Origin of the sequence: Loigolactobacillus iwatensis (assembly GCF_003950295.1) — a bacterium.
Lineage (GTDB): Bacteria > Bacillota > Bacilli > Lactobacillales > Lactobacillaceae > Loigolactobacillus > Loigolactobacillus iwatensis.
This window is the reverse complement of sequence record NZ_RHNP01000006.1, coordinates 1-14645: the sequence shown is the minus strand read 5'-3', so window position 1 is coordinate 14645 and position 14645 is coordinate 1. Positions and strand designations below refer to the sequence as shown.

11 protein-coding genes and 1 pseudogene are annotated in these 14645 nt (G+C 43.5%); 7 read left to right on the top strand and 5 right to left on the bottom strand.

Going from position 1 to position 14645, the window contains the following annotated elements; all coding sequences use genetic code 11:
- Positions 1-303 precede the first annotated feature (303 nt).
- Both EKM98_RS02945 and EKM98_RS02940 read right to left on the bottom strand, forming a co-directional pair.
- Complete coding sequence (locus EKM98_RS02945) at positions 304-1638, bottom strand: DHA2 family efflux MFS transporter permease subunit (RefSeq protein ID WP_125980533.1); 1335 nt, start codon at positions 1636-1638, stop codon at positions 304-306.
- Between the two features lie 176 nt (positions 1639-1814).
- A complete protein-coding gene (locus tag EKM98_RS02940) occupies positions 1815-2231 on the bottom strand; it encodes a MarR family winged helix-turn-helix transcriptional regulator (protein WP_225418513.1) in 417 nt (138 codons plus the stop codon).
- Between the two features lie 587 nt (positions 2232-2818).
- On the opposite strand from EKM98_RS02940, the gene EKM98_RS02935 reads away from it, so the two are divergent.
- The 3 genes from EKM98_RS02935 (at position 2819) to EKM98_RS02925 (ending at position 4206) form a co-directional block, all read left to right on the top strand.
- Positions 2819-3127 (top strand): hypothetical protein, encoded by a 309-nt coding sequence (locus EKM98_RS02935; protein WP_125980447.1) that lies wholly within the window; start codon positions 2819-2821, stop codon positions 3125-3127.
- 127 nt (positions 3128-3254) lie between these two features.
- Complete coding sequence (locus tag EKM98_RS02930; RefSeq protein WP_225418512.1) at positions 3255-3596, top strand: ArsR/SmtB family transcription factor; 342 nt, start codon at positions 3255-3257, stop codon at positions 3594-3596.
- Complete coding sequence (locus EKM98_RS02925; protein WP_125980443.1) at positions 3586-4206, top strand: cation transporter; 621 nt, start codon at positions 3586-3588, stop codon at positions 4204-4206. The genes EKM98_RS02930 and EKM98_RS02925 overlap by 11 nt, the downstream gene beginning before the upstream one ends.
- Before the next feature lie 154 nt (positions 4207-4360).
- Here the strand turns inward: EKM98_RS02925 and EKM98_RS02920 are convergent, their stop codons facing one another.
- Both EKM98_RS02920 and EKM98_RS02915 read right to left on the bottom strand, forming a co-directional pair.
- A complete protein-coding gene (locus EKM98_RS02920; protein WP_125980441.1) occupies positions 4361-6160 on the bottom strand; it encodes a heavy metal translocating P-type ATPase in 1800 nt (599 codons plus the stop codon).
- 1134 nt (positions 6161-7294) lie between these two features.
- Positions 7295-7774, bottom strand: coding sequence for a hypothetical protein (locus EKM98_RS02915; protein WP_125980438.1), 480 nt, complete (start codon positions 7772-7774; stop codon positions 7295-7297).
- Between the two features lie 366 nt (positions 7775-8140).
- Between EKM98_RS02915 and EKM98_RS02910 the strand changes: the two genes are divergently transcribed.
- Positions 8141-9088, top strand: a complete 948-nt coding sequence (locus tag EKM98_RS02910) for a sugar-binding transcriptional regulator (protein WP_125980437.1) — start codon at positions 8141-8143, stop codon at positions 9086-9088.
- Positions 9089-9269: 181 nt separating this feature from the next.
- On the top strand, positions 9270-9950 hold the full coding sequence (locus tag EKM98_RS02905; protein WP_125980435.1) for a fructose-6-phosphate aldolase: 681 nt from the start codon (positions 9270-9272) through the stop codon (positions 9948-9950).
- A 67-nt stretch (positions 9951-10017) separates the two neighbouring features.
- Here the strand turns inward: EKM98_RS02905 and EKM98_RS02900 are convergent, their stop codons facing one another.
- On the bottom strand, positions 10018-10836 hold the full coding sequence (locus tag EKM98_RS02900) for a glycyl-radical enzyme activating protein (protein ID WP_125980433.1): 819 nt from the start codon (positions 10834-10836) through the stop codon (positions 10018-10020).
- Positions 10837-11050: 214 nt separating this feature from the next.
- Here EKM98_RS02900 and EKM98_RS02895 point away from each other — a divergent pair, with 214 nt between their 5' ends.
- Complete coding sequence (locus EKM98_RS02895; RefSeq protein ID WP_125980431.1) at positions 11051-11800, top strand: DeoR/GlpR family DNA-binding transcription regulator; 750 nt, start codon at positions 11051-11053, stop codon at positions 11798-11800.
- Between the two features lie 243 nt (positions 11801-12043).
- Positions 12044-14493: pseudogene (locus tag EKM98_RS02890) on the top strand (glycyl radical protein).
- Positions 14494-14645: the final 152 nt, after the last annotated feature.

The following is a 14645-nucleotide window of genomic DNA, read 5'->3' as shown; positions in this document are numbered from 1 at the left end:
CTCGTTTTCGCCACAAGAATGGTCAACGTTCGAAGCATCAAGGAATATTAGTGTTCTTTGCTGCGATTCGGACTTCGGTTCATCCTAGTCCGATCGACATCGTAAGCGAAGCTAGTAATATTCCTCCTTCATTGCGGAGTAGTAGGCTATACGCCATAATCTAATCGCTTTTCCCTCTCTTCTGAAACGTGTTTGAAAAAGCAGATTATTGCGTATAGCTACGCTAGTCGAACGATCCGCTGCGCGACTCTTTTCGCCTAGCTAGGCTATACTCCATAATCTAACCGCTTTTTCAAACACTCTTTAATCCTCTTTAGCCAACAAAACAACTTTAACCAAGGAAGCGGCCTCAATCAAGCCTAGTACTAACAGGAAGATGAAGGCGTGTTCTGATCCTTGGGCGGTTCCCACCGCCTTACTCACACCAACTTTGGCCTGTCCTTGGGCAATAATTGCGGCAACTAACGATGTTCCAGTTGCACCAGCAAATTGCTGTAAAGTGGTCAAGATAGCGTTACCGTCTGATTTTACCTGTTTTGGTAAATATTTAAGACCATTTGTCATAATGTTACCAAATGACAGGCCAACACAGGCCATGAAAATCAAGTAAAAGGCACCAATCATGACGTTATTTAAGTGTAATCCAAAAATAACGAACAGAATTAAGGCGAGTAGGCCCAGCATTGAGCCAGTCATCAGTGGTTTCTTTGGTCCAATTGTATCTAAAATTCGGCCACCAAATGGGGCAAAAATGGCTCCTAAAATGGCACCGGGTAAGACAATCAAGCCTGCAATTGAGGCTGGGGTTCCGTTTACTAACTGGATATAGTTTGGCAAAATAAACGATAAACCTAACGAGATCAGCTGGAGCGCAAAGAAACTCAGTACGTGTCCGGCAAACTTGCCGTTCTTTAAAACAGCCAAATTAATAATTGGCGTTTTAATATTCAATGAGCGGTGAACCAGTAATACAAGACCAATTAGGCCGAGAATAATTGGCACTAAAACGGCTTGGCTAAGAAAATGTCCGTTACCCATATTACTAAAGCCGATGATTAAACCGATGAAGGTCAGCATAATCCACAAAAGGCTGATAAAATCAAAGCTAGTTTTGCGTAATTCGCTCTTTTGCTGAATCGAAACTAGGCCAATGATTAGCGAAATAACAAGAATTGGCAGCAAGAAAATAAAAATATAACGCCAGCCAATTGTTGAAACGACCACACCGCCAAACGTTGGACCAACTGCGGGAGCAACTGCTGTAATCAGCGTTCCAATCCCCATCATCATCCCAATTTTAGGTAGCGGAACTTGTTCTAAAATAATGTTAAACATTAACGGTAACGCAATCCCCGTTCCAACACCTTGGATCATTCGCCCAATTAAAAGCATTGAAAAGGATGGCGCAAAGGCATCTAATACGACACCTAAGATAAATAGTAGATTTGCGACGACAAACAATGATTTAGTTTTAAAGCGCCGTTTTAAAATGGCCGATAACGGCACGATAATGGCAACCACTAATAGATAAATCGTGGTCATCCATTGAACCGTGGCCGTTGTAACGTGAAACTCCGCCATTAAGGTTGGGAATGTAATGTTCATGGCCGTTTCAACGACCACACCGCAAAATGACATAATCCCCGCCGCAACAATGGCACCAATAACTTTTTTTGAAATCTTTGTATTCAATTTAAACTGCCTCTTTCTTTCTAATTCACGTTACGTTAAGCCGTGTGGGAAAACTAATTTTCCAAGCATGACCTTGGCCGCAAAAACTAATTTTGTGGTCAACGTAACACTTTTTTCCTTACTTAGTTTTCAAACCGAACCAAATTTTTAAGTAATCGGCTTAAAAGTTCAAGCTCGCTAGTTGAAAATTCGGCCTCAAGCTGTTCCTGCTGCTCGCGCATATAACTGGCAATAATCTTCTCCAATTCTTTCGCATGTTGCGTAAGTTGAACACTTTTTTGCCGCGCATCATCAACACTGGCCTTTCGGCGAATAAAATTCCGTTTTTCCATCCGTTGCAATAAAACCGTCGCAGTCGATCGTTGAATATTGAATTCACGCTCAACATCCCGCTGCAAAATTTCTTTGTCCTTATGCTGATTTAAATAATCAATAATTGCCATTTGTGTTCCCGTCAATTCATACTGCCGCGCAAATTGATCGAACCGCCGTCCCATTTGATTTGCCGAAATTTTAAGTAAGCGACCAAAATCTTCCAATGTTTAACACCTCCTCAGTCTTAGAATTAATTTTGTGGATGGTCAGTAACAACCCCTGCTGTTAAGGACAGCGAATTTTGTTGTCTTCCCATTTACTGCGCTAGTATAACCATTCTCCTAGCACGAAGCCTGTGCCCAGGAAACTGGCACCTACTCAGTTTTCAGGATCTATTTCATAAAATACGCTTCACAATTCGTTAGCTGCCTAACAATATTAACAGTTTCCTTTTTAAAATACAAACCAAAATGTTGCACTGTTTAACTTGGCAGGTATCGCGAGCTCGTTTATTTTAAATTATTCAGCACTGCAAGAGGAAGTTACGGCGCCACTCATTACTGGCCTCGCTAGCAATGCTGCTTGTTTTAAAATGAATTGAAATGCAATCTGCACTCTGGGCTAGCGATTGATTTGCGCATTTATTAGGGAATAGTCGCAAAATATTTTTCCGACCTAACTATTTGTTTTCCTCGCTACTAGATGAAATATCCACCAAAAATACTTAACTACGTTATACTGGAATGTGAAAACTTTCGGTTGAGGCCTAATCATTGACCTGCAACCCACATTAAAAATACCTGGAGGATTTATGGATAATCAAGACGAAACACTGCGCTCCAAATTATATACACTTTACCAGTCGCTTATGAGTGGTGACGCCGAGTTTGATTTTTCGACAGAATTTAACGCAATTGATACAATTCTGAATCAGAATCGGCTTTCAACCGAATTAAATCAGCTGGCACAAACAATTACTGCTAAACTGCTAATACTTTACAAGAAAAATTATCCGCAAAACAAAATTCGCAAAATTACGCCGCAGAATGAATTAGTGGAGCTGTTTGCGCGTTATGACCGTACATATCAGGCCTTCATCAATAACGGCAGTAAAATCTAATTGATTAACTGCTGTTTTTTTGTGGCCTACACCTATCAACACATTCCAGCAAACGATTAGTCTAATAATTTTGCTTTACACCATTAGTTTCAAATGTTAAAGTCAACATATGAAGGAGGCAACATGGATGGTTGATGCAGATAGAAACACATTAAAGTTAATTGACGAACAGCATTTGGCCGAATCAAAGCGAATTTTTAAATTGCTCAGTAATCCTAGTCGACTGCAAATTCTCTACGTTTTGGAGCAACAAGAACTCAGTGTGAGCGAATTAAGCGATTTACTGGCGCTGGAACAATCCGTTGTCTCCCACCAATTAGCCTTGTTGCGGCAACACCAACTAGTCAGTGCCCAGCGAATTGGCAAACAAAATTACTATCACTTGGACGATCCGCATATTTTGGACGTCATCAACGAAATGATTGAACACGCTGATCACGTGATGAGGGGAGCAAAACATGGCAAGTAACTCTAGTACAACAACATTACACCGCAGCCTTCAGACTGAATATTTTTCAACTGGCTGGATGGTCTTTGAATTCTTGGTCGGTCTCTCTTCTGGTATTAAGGCTGGATCAATTCTACTGATCGCTTTTGGCCTAGATAGTTTTCTAGAAATCATCTCAGGCAGCACCTTAATTTGGCGGTTGCGTAAGGAAGCCAGTGGCGCAGCAACCGACGTCATTGAAGCAGCGGAACGGCGCTCTTCGCTAATTGTTGGCATCATTCTTTTATTATTGGCCGTTTACGTTACCGGCGTTTCAGTCGCCAATCTAGCAACGCATCAAGCCGCCGACACTAGCATTTCCGGCATGGCCATCGCAGTTGCTTCCGTCATTCTAATGCCATTTTTGGCCAGAAGAAAACGATCATTAGGTAAGGCCTTGAGCTCGGCAGCCTTAGCCGAAGATGGTATGTGTAACGTCACTTGCGCTTATATGGCCGGAACCGTCCTGGTTGGCGCCATTCTCACTGCACTAGTCAACTGGTGGTGGGCCGACTCGGTAGCAGCGCTCGTGCTAGTCTATTTCATTGCGAGCGAGGGCTGGGAATCATTTCAGGCCGGCCGTAATCGTTAAAACCGCAATTGGATAAGAAAAGGTGCTAACCACAACAAGTCACTAGAACTTGCTGGTTAGCACCCTTTTTTGCGTAATACTGCCGTATCCTAACGTTTTTTTTGCAGAGACGAAACCCTTATATCCAAGCTTGAGGGTTTATTTCAACCACGCGTTATTTTTTACGGCGCAGCCCTTTTCTAGCCCGTAATGCTAACAAAATAGTCATCATATCAACGACTTCTTGAAACATTGCACCAACTAACGCCGGAATAACGCCGGTAGCGGCAATCAACATTAAAATAACGAGAACGACAATCCCCGCTAAAACATCGTTACGGGCTATCTGCATGGTCTCTTGACTGATCATAACGGCGCTCGCCACCCGGCCTAGGTCGTCTTTCAAAATAACCACATCTGCCGACTCACTGGCTGCCGTGGCGCCATGTGCACCCATTGCGATGCCGACATCCGCCGTCGTCAGGGATGGTGCGTCGTTAACCCCATCGCCAACCATAATTGTCGGCCGTTCGTTTTGATCAACCGCCTGGAGCAAACTGATTTTGTCCTTCGGCAACAAATTGCCGTGAACTTCATCCAGATCTAATTTGGCCGCAATGGTCTTAGCAATCGTGGCCTGATCGCCAGTTAGCATCATGATATGTTTTAGTCCAAAATGGCGTAATTTTTGAATGGTTGCGGCAGCCTCTGGTCGAAGTTGATCCAAAAAGCTGATGTAGCCTGCATACTTTCCCCCGATACTGACGTAGACGGCCGTTTGCTCGACGGCTTGAACCGCCTGCTGCGTCACAAACGCTAATTTACCAACTTTAACAACTTGATCATCAATTATGGCCTCAATGCCCTGCCCGGTCACTTCGCTGAGTTGGCTAACCTCGCTTAGGCCATCAGCACCAGCGTAAGCAACTAGGGAGCGCGCCAAAACGTGACCCGAACGCTGCTCGGCGCTGGCCGCAAAGTGTAGTAATTCCTGAGTTTGCCATGGTTCAATTGGTTTAACCTCATTTACGGTCAGTTGGCCCTTGGTTAAGGTTCCTGTTTTATCGAAGGCAATTGTCTTTGCACTGGCCAGCTTTTCAATTGTGGTTCCCGTTTTAACAATGACGCCGTTTTTACTTGCTCGGCTCATCCCGGCAACTAAGGAAATTGGTGCGGCCAAAATTAATGGGCACGGTGATGCCACTACTAAAACCTCAGCCAAACGAACCGGATCACCGGAAATCAGCCACGCAACAACGGCAATGATAATCGCAATTGCCGTGAATGGCACGGCATAACGATCAGCCATGCGCACAAAATTGGCCGGCTGATTGGCCGACTCTTTTACTAACTGAACAATTGCTTGGTATTGGCTATCCGCCGCCGTACTGAGCGCCTCGATTGTCACGGCTGAAGCGCCATTGACGGATCCGGACATCAATTCACTGCCAACTAACTTTTCAAGTGGCCGTGATTCACCAGTTAAGGAAGACTCGTCAAAGGTTGAATTACCCTTAATAATTTTACTATCCACTGGCACTAGTTCGCCGGGTTTAACCAGTAATTGATCACCCACCGCAATTTTTTCAACCGCAATATCTTCTAAACGGTCGGCATTAACTAAATGTGCATTTTGCGGTGAATTATCCAGTAACGATTTTAATTCTTGACCTGCTTTGCGGGTGGCGTAATCTTCTAAAGAATCCCCGCCGGTCAGCATTACTAAAACCATCAAACTTGCCCAATATTCACCAACGGCAAGCGTCGCAACAATCGCCATGATTGCCAGTAAATCAACGCCGTATTTTCCCGAACGCAACGTCTTAATCATTTCAAAAAACATTGATAGCGCGACTAAAGAACCCGCAACGGTCACCAACACTTGTGCGGCCATTGGTTGTTGCAGACCAAACGCTAGCACTAGTGCCATGGCGCCAACCACCAATGTTGCTACTAATTTCCAAGTATGTTTCATTGGCCAGCTCACTCCTCCATTTTCCTTCAGTATAGCACGGTGGTGGGACGCAACAATATTATTAGGCTGGACTTTCATAATTTATCTTCACGTGGTTAAAATATTTAAAAATTGCCAGTAAAAGTCGATTTTATCGGCGCTAAGGACAAAAAATAGCCTTGCGGTGACTGATTTGGTCGCAAAGCTATTTTATGAATAAATGAAAGGCCTTGGACATGTTAAACGTGCTCCAAGTTGTCCTGGCGGGATTGGGGATCGTAAAAATGATTCTCGAAATCCTGCGGGACAATAAAAAAGACCAGCATTAAGCTGATCTAATCACATGATAGACTGCAATACGATTACAGCGAACCAACACGTGGCCACGTGTTGGTTCTTTTGATACTCATAGTATAGCTCAGTACTTTTAATTCATCAAGAATTTGCGTAACTAATAAAAAATGAAGCATTGTTTTTGCCTTACTTTTTTCAAAAATACATTAAAGAAATTAACACTAAATCGATTAACAATTAACTTTTAAAAAAGTAAGAAAATCGCCAATTTAGCGGCCTTCTTTAAACTTTCAACCCATGCTATACTTGCTTAGTAATCGTTTTTGCGGTGCGGAAGCTTCCTTTCGACTATAAATCGAACTGAAGGAGTGATGCCCGTGAATAAACGGACTATAATGAAAGGCCTTGGACATGTTAACTGTGCTCCAAGTTGTCTTGGCGGGATTGGGGATCGTAAAAGCGATTCTCGAAATCCTGCAGGACAACAAAAAAGACTAGCATAAGGCTAGTCAAATCATTATATTACTGCAATACGATTACAGCGAACCAACACGTGGCCGCGTGTTGGTTCTTTTGATACCCATAGTATAGCTCAGTACTTTTAATTCATCAAGAATTTACGTAGCTATTTCTGTTAGGCAAAATGATGCTTGTCTTGATTATCACTTCCGCAATATTTGGTGACATCGCGAAATAATCAGGACTTATGCGGAAATCCCCCAAAATGAGCCACCCATAATCTCACCATCTTGCCAGTTCTAACATGGTGAATAAAACTATACTTCATTATCACGCGTAACCAAGCAGTTCCCGCTCTAATGTGAAATACTAATCGACCCTATTGGCGCTAATCACAATCAACTATTTCCCCTTAATTTGGTGTAATTTTAGCATGACAAAACGTGCAATCGGTTGTGCGACTAACAATTCAACGGCAAATGAAATCGCAAAATTACGGGGCCATTTGTAGAAGAAGTGCGTGATTGGGTCTAAACTGATTTGCTGATTGCCAATCCACGTGCCCACCACGGTTAAAACGACTGACATCATCAAAACCGTGCACAGAATGTTAACAATGATGTGCGCGTTAAAACTATCATCCTTCGCAATAATTTTCTTAGTTAATAGTGCTGCCGGCTTATACGTCAACAGTACAAGCGCAATGACACTCAACCAGATAAATGGCAGCACACTCAACGCCAGCGCCCACGTTCGCAGGTGAAAACCAACTTCAAAGCAAGTGATCAGTGGTGCAATAATGTTAACCGAAACCAGCGAAACAATCGCCATAAACAACGCAAATTCTTTTCCATTACGCGGCATCCGCATATAAAAATCCATTAAAATCGCTCCATTTCTATTTTTGAACGCAAAAAAGCGCAAAACCCTTGTGAGTTTTGCGCTGATCAATTATACGCGCTCTGATTAAATTCTATTCGCAACATTCAGCCTTAAAGGAAGTGCCACCAGTCAAAATAGTGGCATTCTTGCTTTTTTAGCAACGGATTCTATCCTACCACATAAAAGAAATTTTCATAAGCCTTTTTTAAACACCCTAGTTCAAACCGATTTAAAAGCCATCGCCGCACGCTAATTTTAGAATACACTGGCCCAGTGCCTCCAATCCTGCTATATTAAGGCTAGCAGCTACAATTGGCCGGTAAAATTAATAATTGCACAAATGTGCCTAAAAAGGAGTCTTTCAGCATGGACGATAATCGGCGCCACCTTTTAGCGAAAGTCGCTTATCTTTACTACATTCAGGGCCGAACGCAAAGCCAAATTGCGACGGAGTTGAACATTTACCGCACTACCATTAGTCGTATGCTCCAACAGGCCCGCCAGCAGCACATTGTGACCATTCAAATTGAAGATTTCAACCCGCAATTATTTAATTTGGAAGAAAAGCTCAAACAACGGTTTAAATTAAAAAATGCCATTATTGTGCCAACTGATCGCGTTGCTAATAATCAGCAGAAAAACGCCGCCTTATCAAAAGTGGCCGCCCTCTATTTGAAACAAATTATTAAACCTCATGCTACCGTTGGCTTTGCCTGGGGACTTGTTCTGGCCGGGATGGTTGGCCAGTTACAACACCCAACACAAACAGATGCAACATTTGTGCCGTTAGTTGGCGGCCCCAGCCCAAGCAATTCTCAGTACCACGTTAACGGCATTGTTTTTGATGCCGCCCGGCAATTTGGTGGTCATAGTCTCTTCGTTGACGCAGCGGCCGTTCAAGAATCCAAACTTATTCGCGATGGTATCATTGGCGCAAAATATTTTCGTGAGATTAAACGTCGTTGGCAGCAGCTGGACATTGCTTTCGTTGGCATTGGTGGCCCCCTTAGCTCAAAATCAAGTCGCTGGCGTGATTTGTTAACTGACCAAGATCGCCAGTTACTCAAAGAACGAGAAGCGATTGGTGATTGCTGCTGCACTTTTTTTGATCGCCACGGTAAAATTCTAAACGGTGATCTCTCTGACCGTACCATCGCCATTCCATTACCACAGTTGCAGCGCGTTCCCAACACAGTCGGTGTTGCCCGCTCGCTAACCAAGGTTCCTTCGATCACGGCCACCCTTAAAATGGGACTTCTCAACACTTTAATCACTGATGAAGAAACGGCCAAACAGATTATGGATGCTCAGTAGTAATGGCACAGGTCACCTGCAATTGCACATATGTGCACTAAGCTAGCAAACGCTTTTTAAGAAGCCCATGGTTAAGCAATTACCACCCACTTTTAAAATTTGCCGGTGGTAATTTATTTTCAGGCACTTTAACTCATGCTACATTTAAGGTGTTAAAAAAATAAAGGCGAGGTGTTCTTCCATGGAATTTTTACTAGATACGATTCATTTAGCTGACATAAAAAAATATAGCGCTATTTTACCAATAAGCGGCGTCACGTCAAATCCTTCTATCGTTAAAAAAGAAGGCAAAGTTGACTTCTTTAAACATATGCGCCAGGTTCGCAGTATCATCGGCCCGAAAGCTACCTTTCACATTCAAGTTGTTGGTCAATCAACTGCTGAAATGATTGAAGACGCACACACTATTTTGCGGGAAGTTGACGACCAAGTCTACATCAAAGTCCCAACGAACGAGGCTGGTCTGGCCGCAATCAAACAGCTTAAAAGTGAAGGCGTCCACATTACGGCAACAGCGATTTACACCAAGTTTCAAGGTTATCTTGCCATCGCTGCTGGTGCCGACTACTTGGCGCCCTACTATAACCGGATGGTCAATATGAACATTAACGCCGATGAAGTCATCAGTGAATTGGCCCTCGCCATCCAGCGTGATCACGCGGCCACTAAGATTCTTGCCGCCAGCTTCCACACCGTCCAACAAGTTAACTCAGCCTTTGAAATGGGTGCCCAAGCTGCAACGATGGGAACTGACATTTTGGAAACGGCTCTAACAGCCCCAGCGATTGGCCAAGCCGTAACTGACTTCACTAACGACTGGGAAAGTGTTTACGGCAAAAAAACAACGATTAGTTCGCTGTAATAAAATGATTTGAAAGCATAAAAACAGCCTAATACCGCGCAGTAAGCGGGCACTAGGCTGTTTTTATTTACCACCCATTAATTTGTGTGTCAACGCCAAAACTTTCTAGCGTGGCCTTATATTCTAGTAAGTCGTCCGTTTGTAATTGTTTCACTTGCTTCAGTTCGTACTCTCGGCCCAGGTCCTGGTACTTTTTTAGGCCGAATTGGTGGAAAGGTAATAGTTCAACTGCCGTTATGCCAATTCGATTAAACAACTGGCCAAAGTGGCGGGCGTCGTTTAGCGTATAGTTGAAGCCGGCAATCACCGGAATACGAACCATTAACTGCTGTTTCTTTTGAATGGCCGCTTCTAAATTGCGCAAAATTAATTCATTTCCGCCACCCGTTCCGGCCTTATGCAGCTGTGTGTCCCACTGTTTGCAATCAAAATACATGAAATCAATGTACTGCATAAATTCTTGAAAAACCCGCGGTGCCGCGTAGCCTGTCGTTTCACAGGCCAAATTAATTCCGGCGGCCTTGATTGCTTTAGCCAACTCAATCGCAAACGGTGCCTGAAAAAGCACTTCGCCACCAGAAAACGTGACCCCACCACCAGATTCATCGTAAAAGACTTGATCTTGCTTGATCACCGCCATCACTTCAGCCACCGTTTTATATTCCCCAACTGTTGTCTGCTCGCCTTTTTGTTCGTCATACATCAATTCTTGCCGGCCAGATTGCGATTCGGGATTCGCACACCACTGACAACGAAGCGGACAGCCCTTGAAAAAGACAACCGTCCGAATTCCAGGGCCATCATTTAAACTGAATTTTTGAATGTTAAAAATTAGCCCCTGTAACTCGGTCTTAGATTTGGTTGAAGTTGCACTAACTAATTGCATCCGATCACCCCCATAGTTATTTCTCCTTTAACGTAGCACAAATAGTTACGTTCGTAAATATTTTTAGTTTCTTTTGAAATTAACAAGTTGTTAAAAAAATTGAAACTGATAAAATGAAAAGGTGTTAAAAAAACGGCTGGATTCTGTTCACCTTTAAAAAATACGCTAATAAAAATAATTTTAAATGGATCTAACAATCTACAGGAGGTGGCTTATGCCAGTTAAAAGAACAGAACAACTTTTAGAAATTGTCAACCAGCGCAAAAAAATCGATGTTAGTGAGTTGGCGCAATTACTAAACGTTTCAAAAGTAACGGTGCGCAAAGATCTCACTTTACTCGAACAGCATGGTCTGTTACAGCGCAAACACGGCTTTGCCATCATCAACAATCCAGATGATTTAAATTACCGTCTAGCGCAAAACTACGATATAAAACGCCAAATTGCGGTAAAGGCCGCTAACTTAGTTCAAGATAACGAAACCATCATGATCGAGTCAGGCTCAACCTGCGCCCTTTTGGCCGAGGAGTTGGGAAGACAAGCTAAACACGTTACAATCGTAACCATTTCTTACTTCATTGCCAATTACGTTGAAAAGTTTGCTAACCTCGATATTTTTCTACTGGGCGGTAAATACCAAGCTAATTCCCAAGTGGTGGTGGGACCGCTGACAAAGAAGGCTCTAGCTGACTTTCACGTCGCAAAGTTATTCATTGGTACTGACGGTTTTGATCCTAAACAAGGATTCTTTGGTAACGATATTATGCGCACGGACACTGTTCAGGCTATGGCGGCTAACGCGGAGCAACTAATTATTTTAACTGATTCAAGTAAATTTAGCGGCCCCAGCCTAATTAGGCAGTTTAGCTTAGATGAGGTTAATCGCGTGATTACGGACAACCAGCTATCCGACGCAACAACGACGCTCCTAGAACAACAGCAAATTAACGTTGAAAAAATATAATTGCACAAATGTGCGTTTTTAAACGTCCTTCTAAAAAGGACGCTTTTTTATTGCTTTGTGGGCAATTCATGCTATGCTTATCTTCGTAAGAAACAATTTTAGGCTTCGTTTGATATATTTATAATTTTACTTAGGAGGGCCATGCTTCGAGTACGCGGTGTTCGCGTTAGGAGAATGGACATCCTCCGTCGATAGGATTTTGCGGTGACGCAAAATAGACCATAAAACTTAGGAGGAGCAAGCATGCAAACATTAAAAACCCAGAAGCACACAGAAGAACAAACCAGCCACTTTGGTCGTTTAACCCCTAGAATGGCTCATTATCGGGAAACAATTATTGATGCGAAGCCTTACATTGATGCCGAACGTGCCATTTTGACGACTCAGGCTTATAAGGAACACCAGCACGAACAAGTTGATTTATTGCGTGCTTACACATTGGAAAATATTTTAAAAAACATGACCCTTTACATTGAAGACGATACGCTACTAGCTGGCAATCAGGCGCGGAAAAATCGTTGGGCGCCTATTTTTCCGGAATATTCCATGAATTGGGTAATTGACGAGCTAGATAGCTTTGAGAAACGGCCCGGCGATGTTTTCTATATTACTGATAAGACAAAGCAAGAACTCAAGGAGATCGCACCTTTCTGGAAAAACAATACTTTAGAGGATCGCGGGTACGCTGCCTTCCCACCGCAAAGTCGGCTTTTCTATGATCTCGGTGTTATCGGCGCTGACGGCAATATCACTTCTGGTGACGGCCACATCGCCGTTGACTATAAAAACGTAATTAATAAGGGCCTAAAATGGTACGAAGAACGTGTTCAGGCCCAGTTAGACCAATTAGATTTAACTGATATTGAGCAACAAAAAAAGTTGTACTTCTACCAGGCAAGTCTGAAAACTATTCAGGCCGTTAAAGATTTTGCCCAACGTTACGCGGAACTTGCGCGAACGAAGGCCCAAGAAACCAACGATAAAAAACGGCAGGCCGAATTACTTGAAATGGCGCGTATTTTAACGAAGGTGCCCTACGAACCGGCAACGAGCTTTCATGAAGCCTTGCAAGCCGTTTGGTTAGTTCACTTAGTCTTACAAATTGAATCTAACGGTCATTCCGTTTCTTATGGCCGCCTCGACCAATATCTAGATCCATTTTACGAAAAAGATTTACGGGCCGGGATTATTGATAAAGAGCACGCAACTGAATTGCTGACCAACCTTTGTCTCAAAACGTTGACCATCAACAAGGCACGTTCGTGGAACCACACCCAATTTTCCGCTGGGAGTCCCCTTTACCAAAATATCACGATTGGCGGTCAAACGCCTGATGGTAAAGATGCCGTCAATCCCACGTCTTACCTAATCCTGCGGGCAATTTCCCAGGCTCATTTACCCCAGCCTAACTTAACTGTTCGCTACCATAAGGGTCTCAGCAACGAGTTTATGCTGGAAAGTGTCGCCGTCATCAAACAAGGCCTTGGCATGCCGGCCTTTAACAACGACGAAGTCATCATCCCTTCATTTATTCGCCGGGGGGTTAAAAAAGAAGACGCCTATAATTACAGTGCTATTGGCTGTGTCGAGACCGCCGTTCCTGGAAAATGGGGTTACCGTTGCACTGGCATGAGCTTCATCAACTTCCCCCGCACCTTGCTAATCGTGATGAACGGTGGTGTTGATCCTGAATCTAAAAAGCGGCTGTTGCCTGATTACGGTAAATTTACTGAAATGACTTCCTATGAACAACTTAGTAAGGCTTGGGATGGGATAAGGCCTTACGTGAAATGACCCGCCAAAGTGTGATCATCGAAAATAGTTGCGACTTAGCCTTAGAACAAGGTTACCCCGACATTCTGTGTTCCACTTTGACTGATGATTGTATCGGTCGTGGCAAAACGATTAAAGAAGGTGGCGCCATTTATGATTTCATTAGTGGCCTTCAAGTTGGGATCGCTAATTTAGCCGATTCCCTCGCCGCCATCAAAAAATTAGTTTTCGAAGAACATAAATTAACCCCCGCAGAATTATGGCACGCACTACAAACGAATTTTGCCGGTGAAGCTGGTGAAAAGGTGCGCCAACTGTTATTAACCGACGCACCAAAATACGGCAATGACGATGACTACGTTGATCAATTAATCGTTGCCGCCTACCAACCTTACATTGATGAAATCGCTAAGTACCACAATACCCGTTTTGGACGAGGACCAATTGGCGGTTTGCGTTACGCCGGCACCTCATCGATTTCGGCCAACGTGGGCCAAGGTCACAGCACACTTGCGACGCCAGATGGCCGCTACGCTCGAACACCATTGGCTGAGGGTTGTTCACCTGAACACTCAATGGATACGGAAGGCCCAACCGCCGTTTTCAAATCAGTTTCTAAACTGCAGACGGAGGATATCACTGGTGGCGTGTTGCTTAACCAAAAAATGTCGCCGCAAATTCTGCGGAGTACGGCTAATTGTCAAAAATTAGTTTCGCTGCTGCGAGCCTACTTCAATCGATTGCACGGTTATCACGTTCAGTACAACATTGTTTCCCGGGATACCCTAGTTGCCGCCCAAAAGCAGCCTGAAAAGCACCGCGACTTAATTGTCCGGGTTGCCGGCTACTCAGCCTTCTTCGTTGGTTTATCAAAGGAAACTCAAGACGACATTATTGAACGAACTGAACAGTCCTTGTAAAAATTAAGGTGTCTAAAAAACGTAACCGTGCGTTAATCAAATAGTAAAGAGGCCAGGATTTTTGTCCTGACCTCTTTCCTACGATTAGTCAAGGGGATTGAACTGTGCTTTTTCGTTTGAATTAGAATTTGATGCTGGCTTAAACGTCGAGC

What these genes read in the sequence shown, in the direction of transcription:
- EKM98_RS02920 (WP_125980441.1), bottom strand. Translation starts at nt 6,160, where the DNA reads ATGAAACATACTTGGAAATTAGTAGCAACATTGGTGGTTGGCGCCATG.
- EKM98_RS02905 (WP_125980435.1), top strand. Translation starts at nt 9,270, where the DNA reads ATGGAATTTTTACTAGATACGATTCATTTAGCTGACATAAAAAAATAT.
- EKM98_RS02945 (WP_125980533.1), bottom strand. Translation starts at nt 1,638, where the DNA reads ATGTCATTTTGCGGTGTGGTCGTTGAAACGGCCATGAACATTACATTC.
- EKM98_RS02930 (WP_225418512.1), top strand. Translation starts at nt 3,255, where the DNA reads ATGGTTGATGCAGATAGAAACACATTAAAGTTAATTGACGAACAGCAT.
- EKM98_RS02915 (WP_125980438.1), bottom strand. Translation starts at nt 7,774, where the DNA reads ATGGATTTTTATATGCGGATGCCGCGTAATGGAAAAGAATTTGCGTTG.
- EKM98_RS02925 (WP_125980443.1), top strand. Translation starts at nt 3,586, where the DNA reads ATGGCAAGTAACTCTAGTACAACAACATTACACCGCAGCCTTCAGACT.
- EKM98_RS02900 (WP_125980433.1), bottom strand. Translation starts at nt 10,836, where the DNA reads ATGCAATTAGTTAGTGCAACTTCAACCAAATCTAAGACCGAGTTACAG.
- EKM98_RS02935 (WP_125980447.1), top strand. Translation starts at nt 2,819, where the DNA reads ATGGATAATCAAGACGAAACACTGCGCTCCAAATTATATACACTTTAC.
- EKM98_RS02910 (WP_125980437.1), top strand. Translation starts at nt 8,141, where the DNA reads ATGGACGATAATCGGCGCCACCTTTTAGCGAAAGTCGCTTATCTTTAC.
- EKM98_RS02895 (WP_125980431.1), top strand. Translation starts at nt 11,051, where the DNA reads ATGCCAGTTAAAAGAACAGAACAACTTTTAGAAATTGTCAACCAGCGC.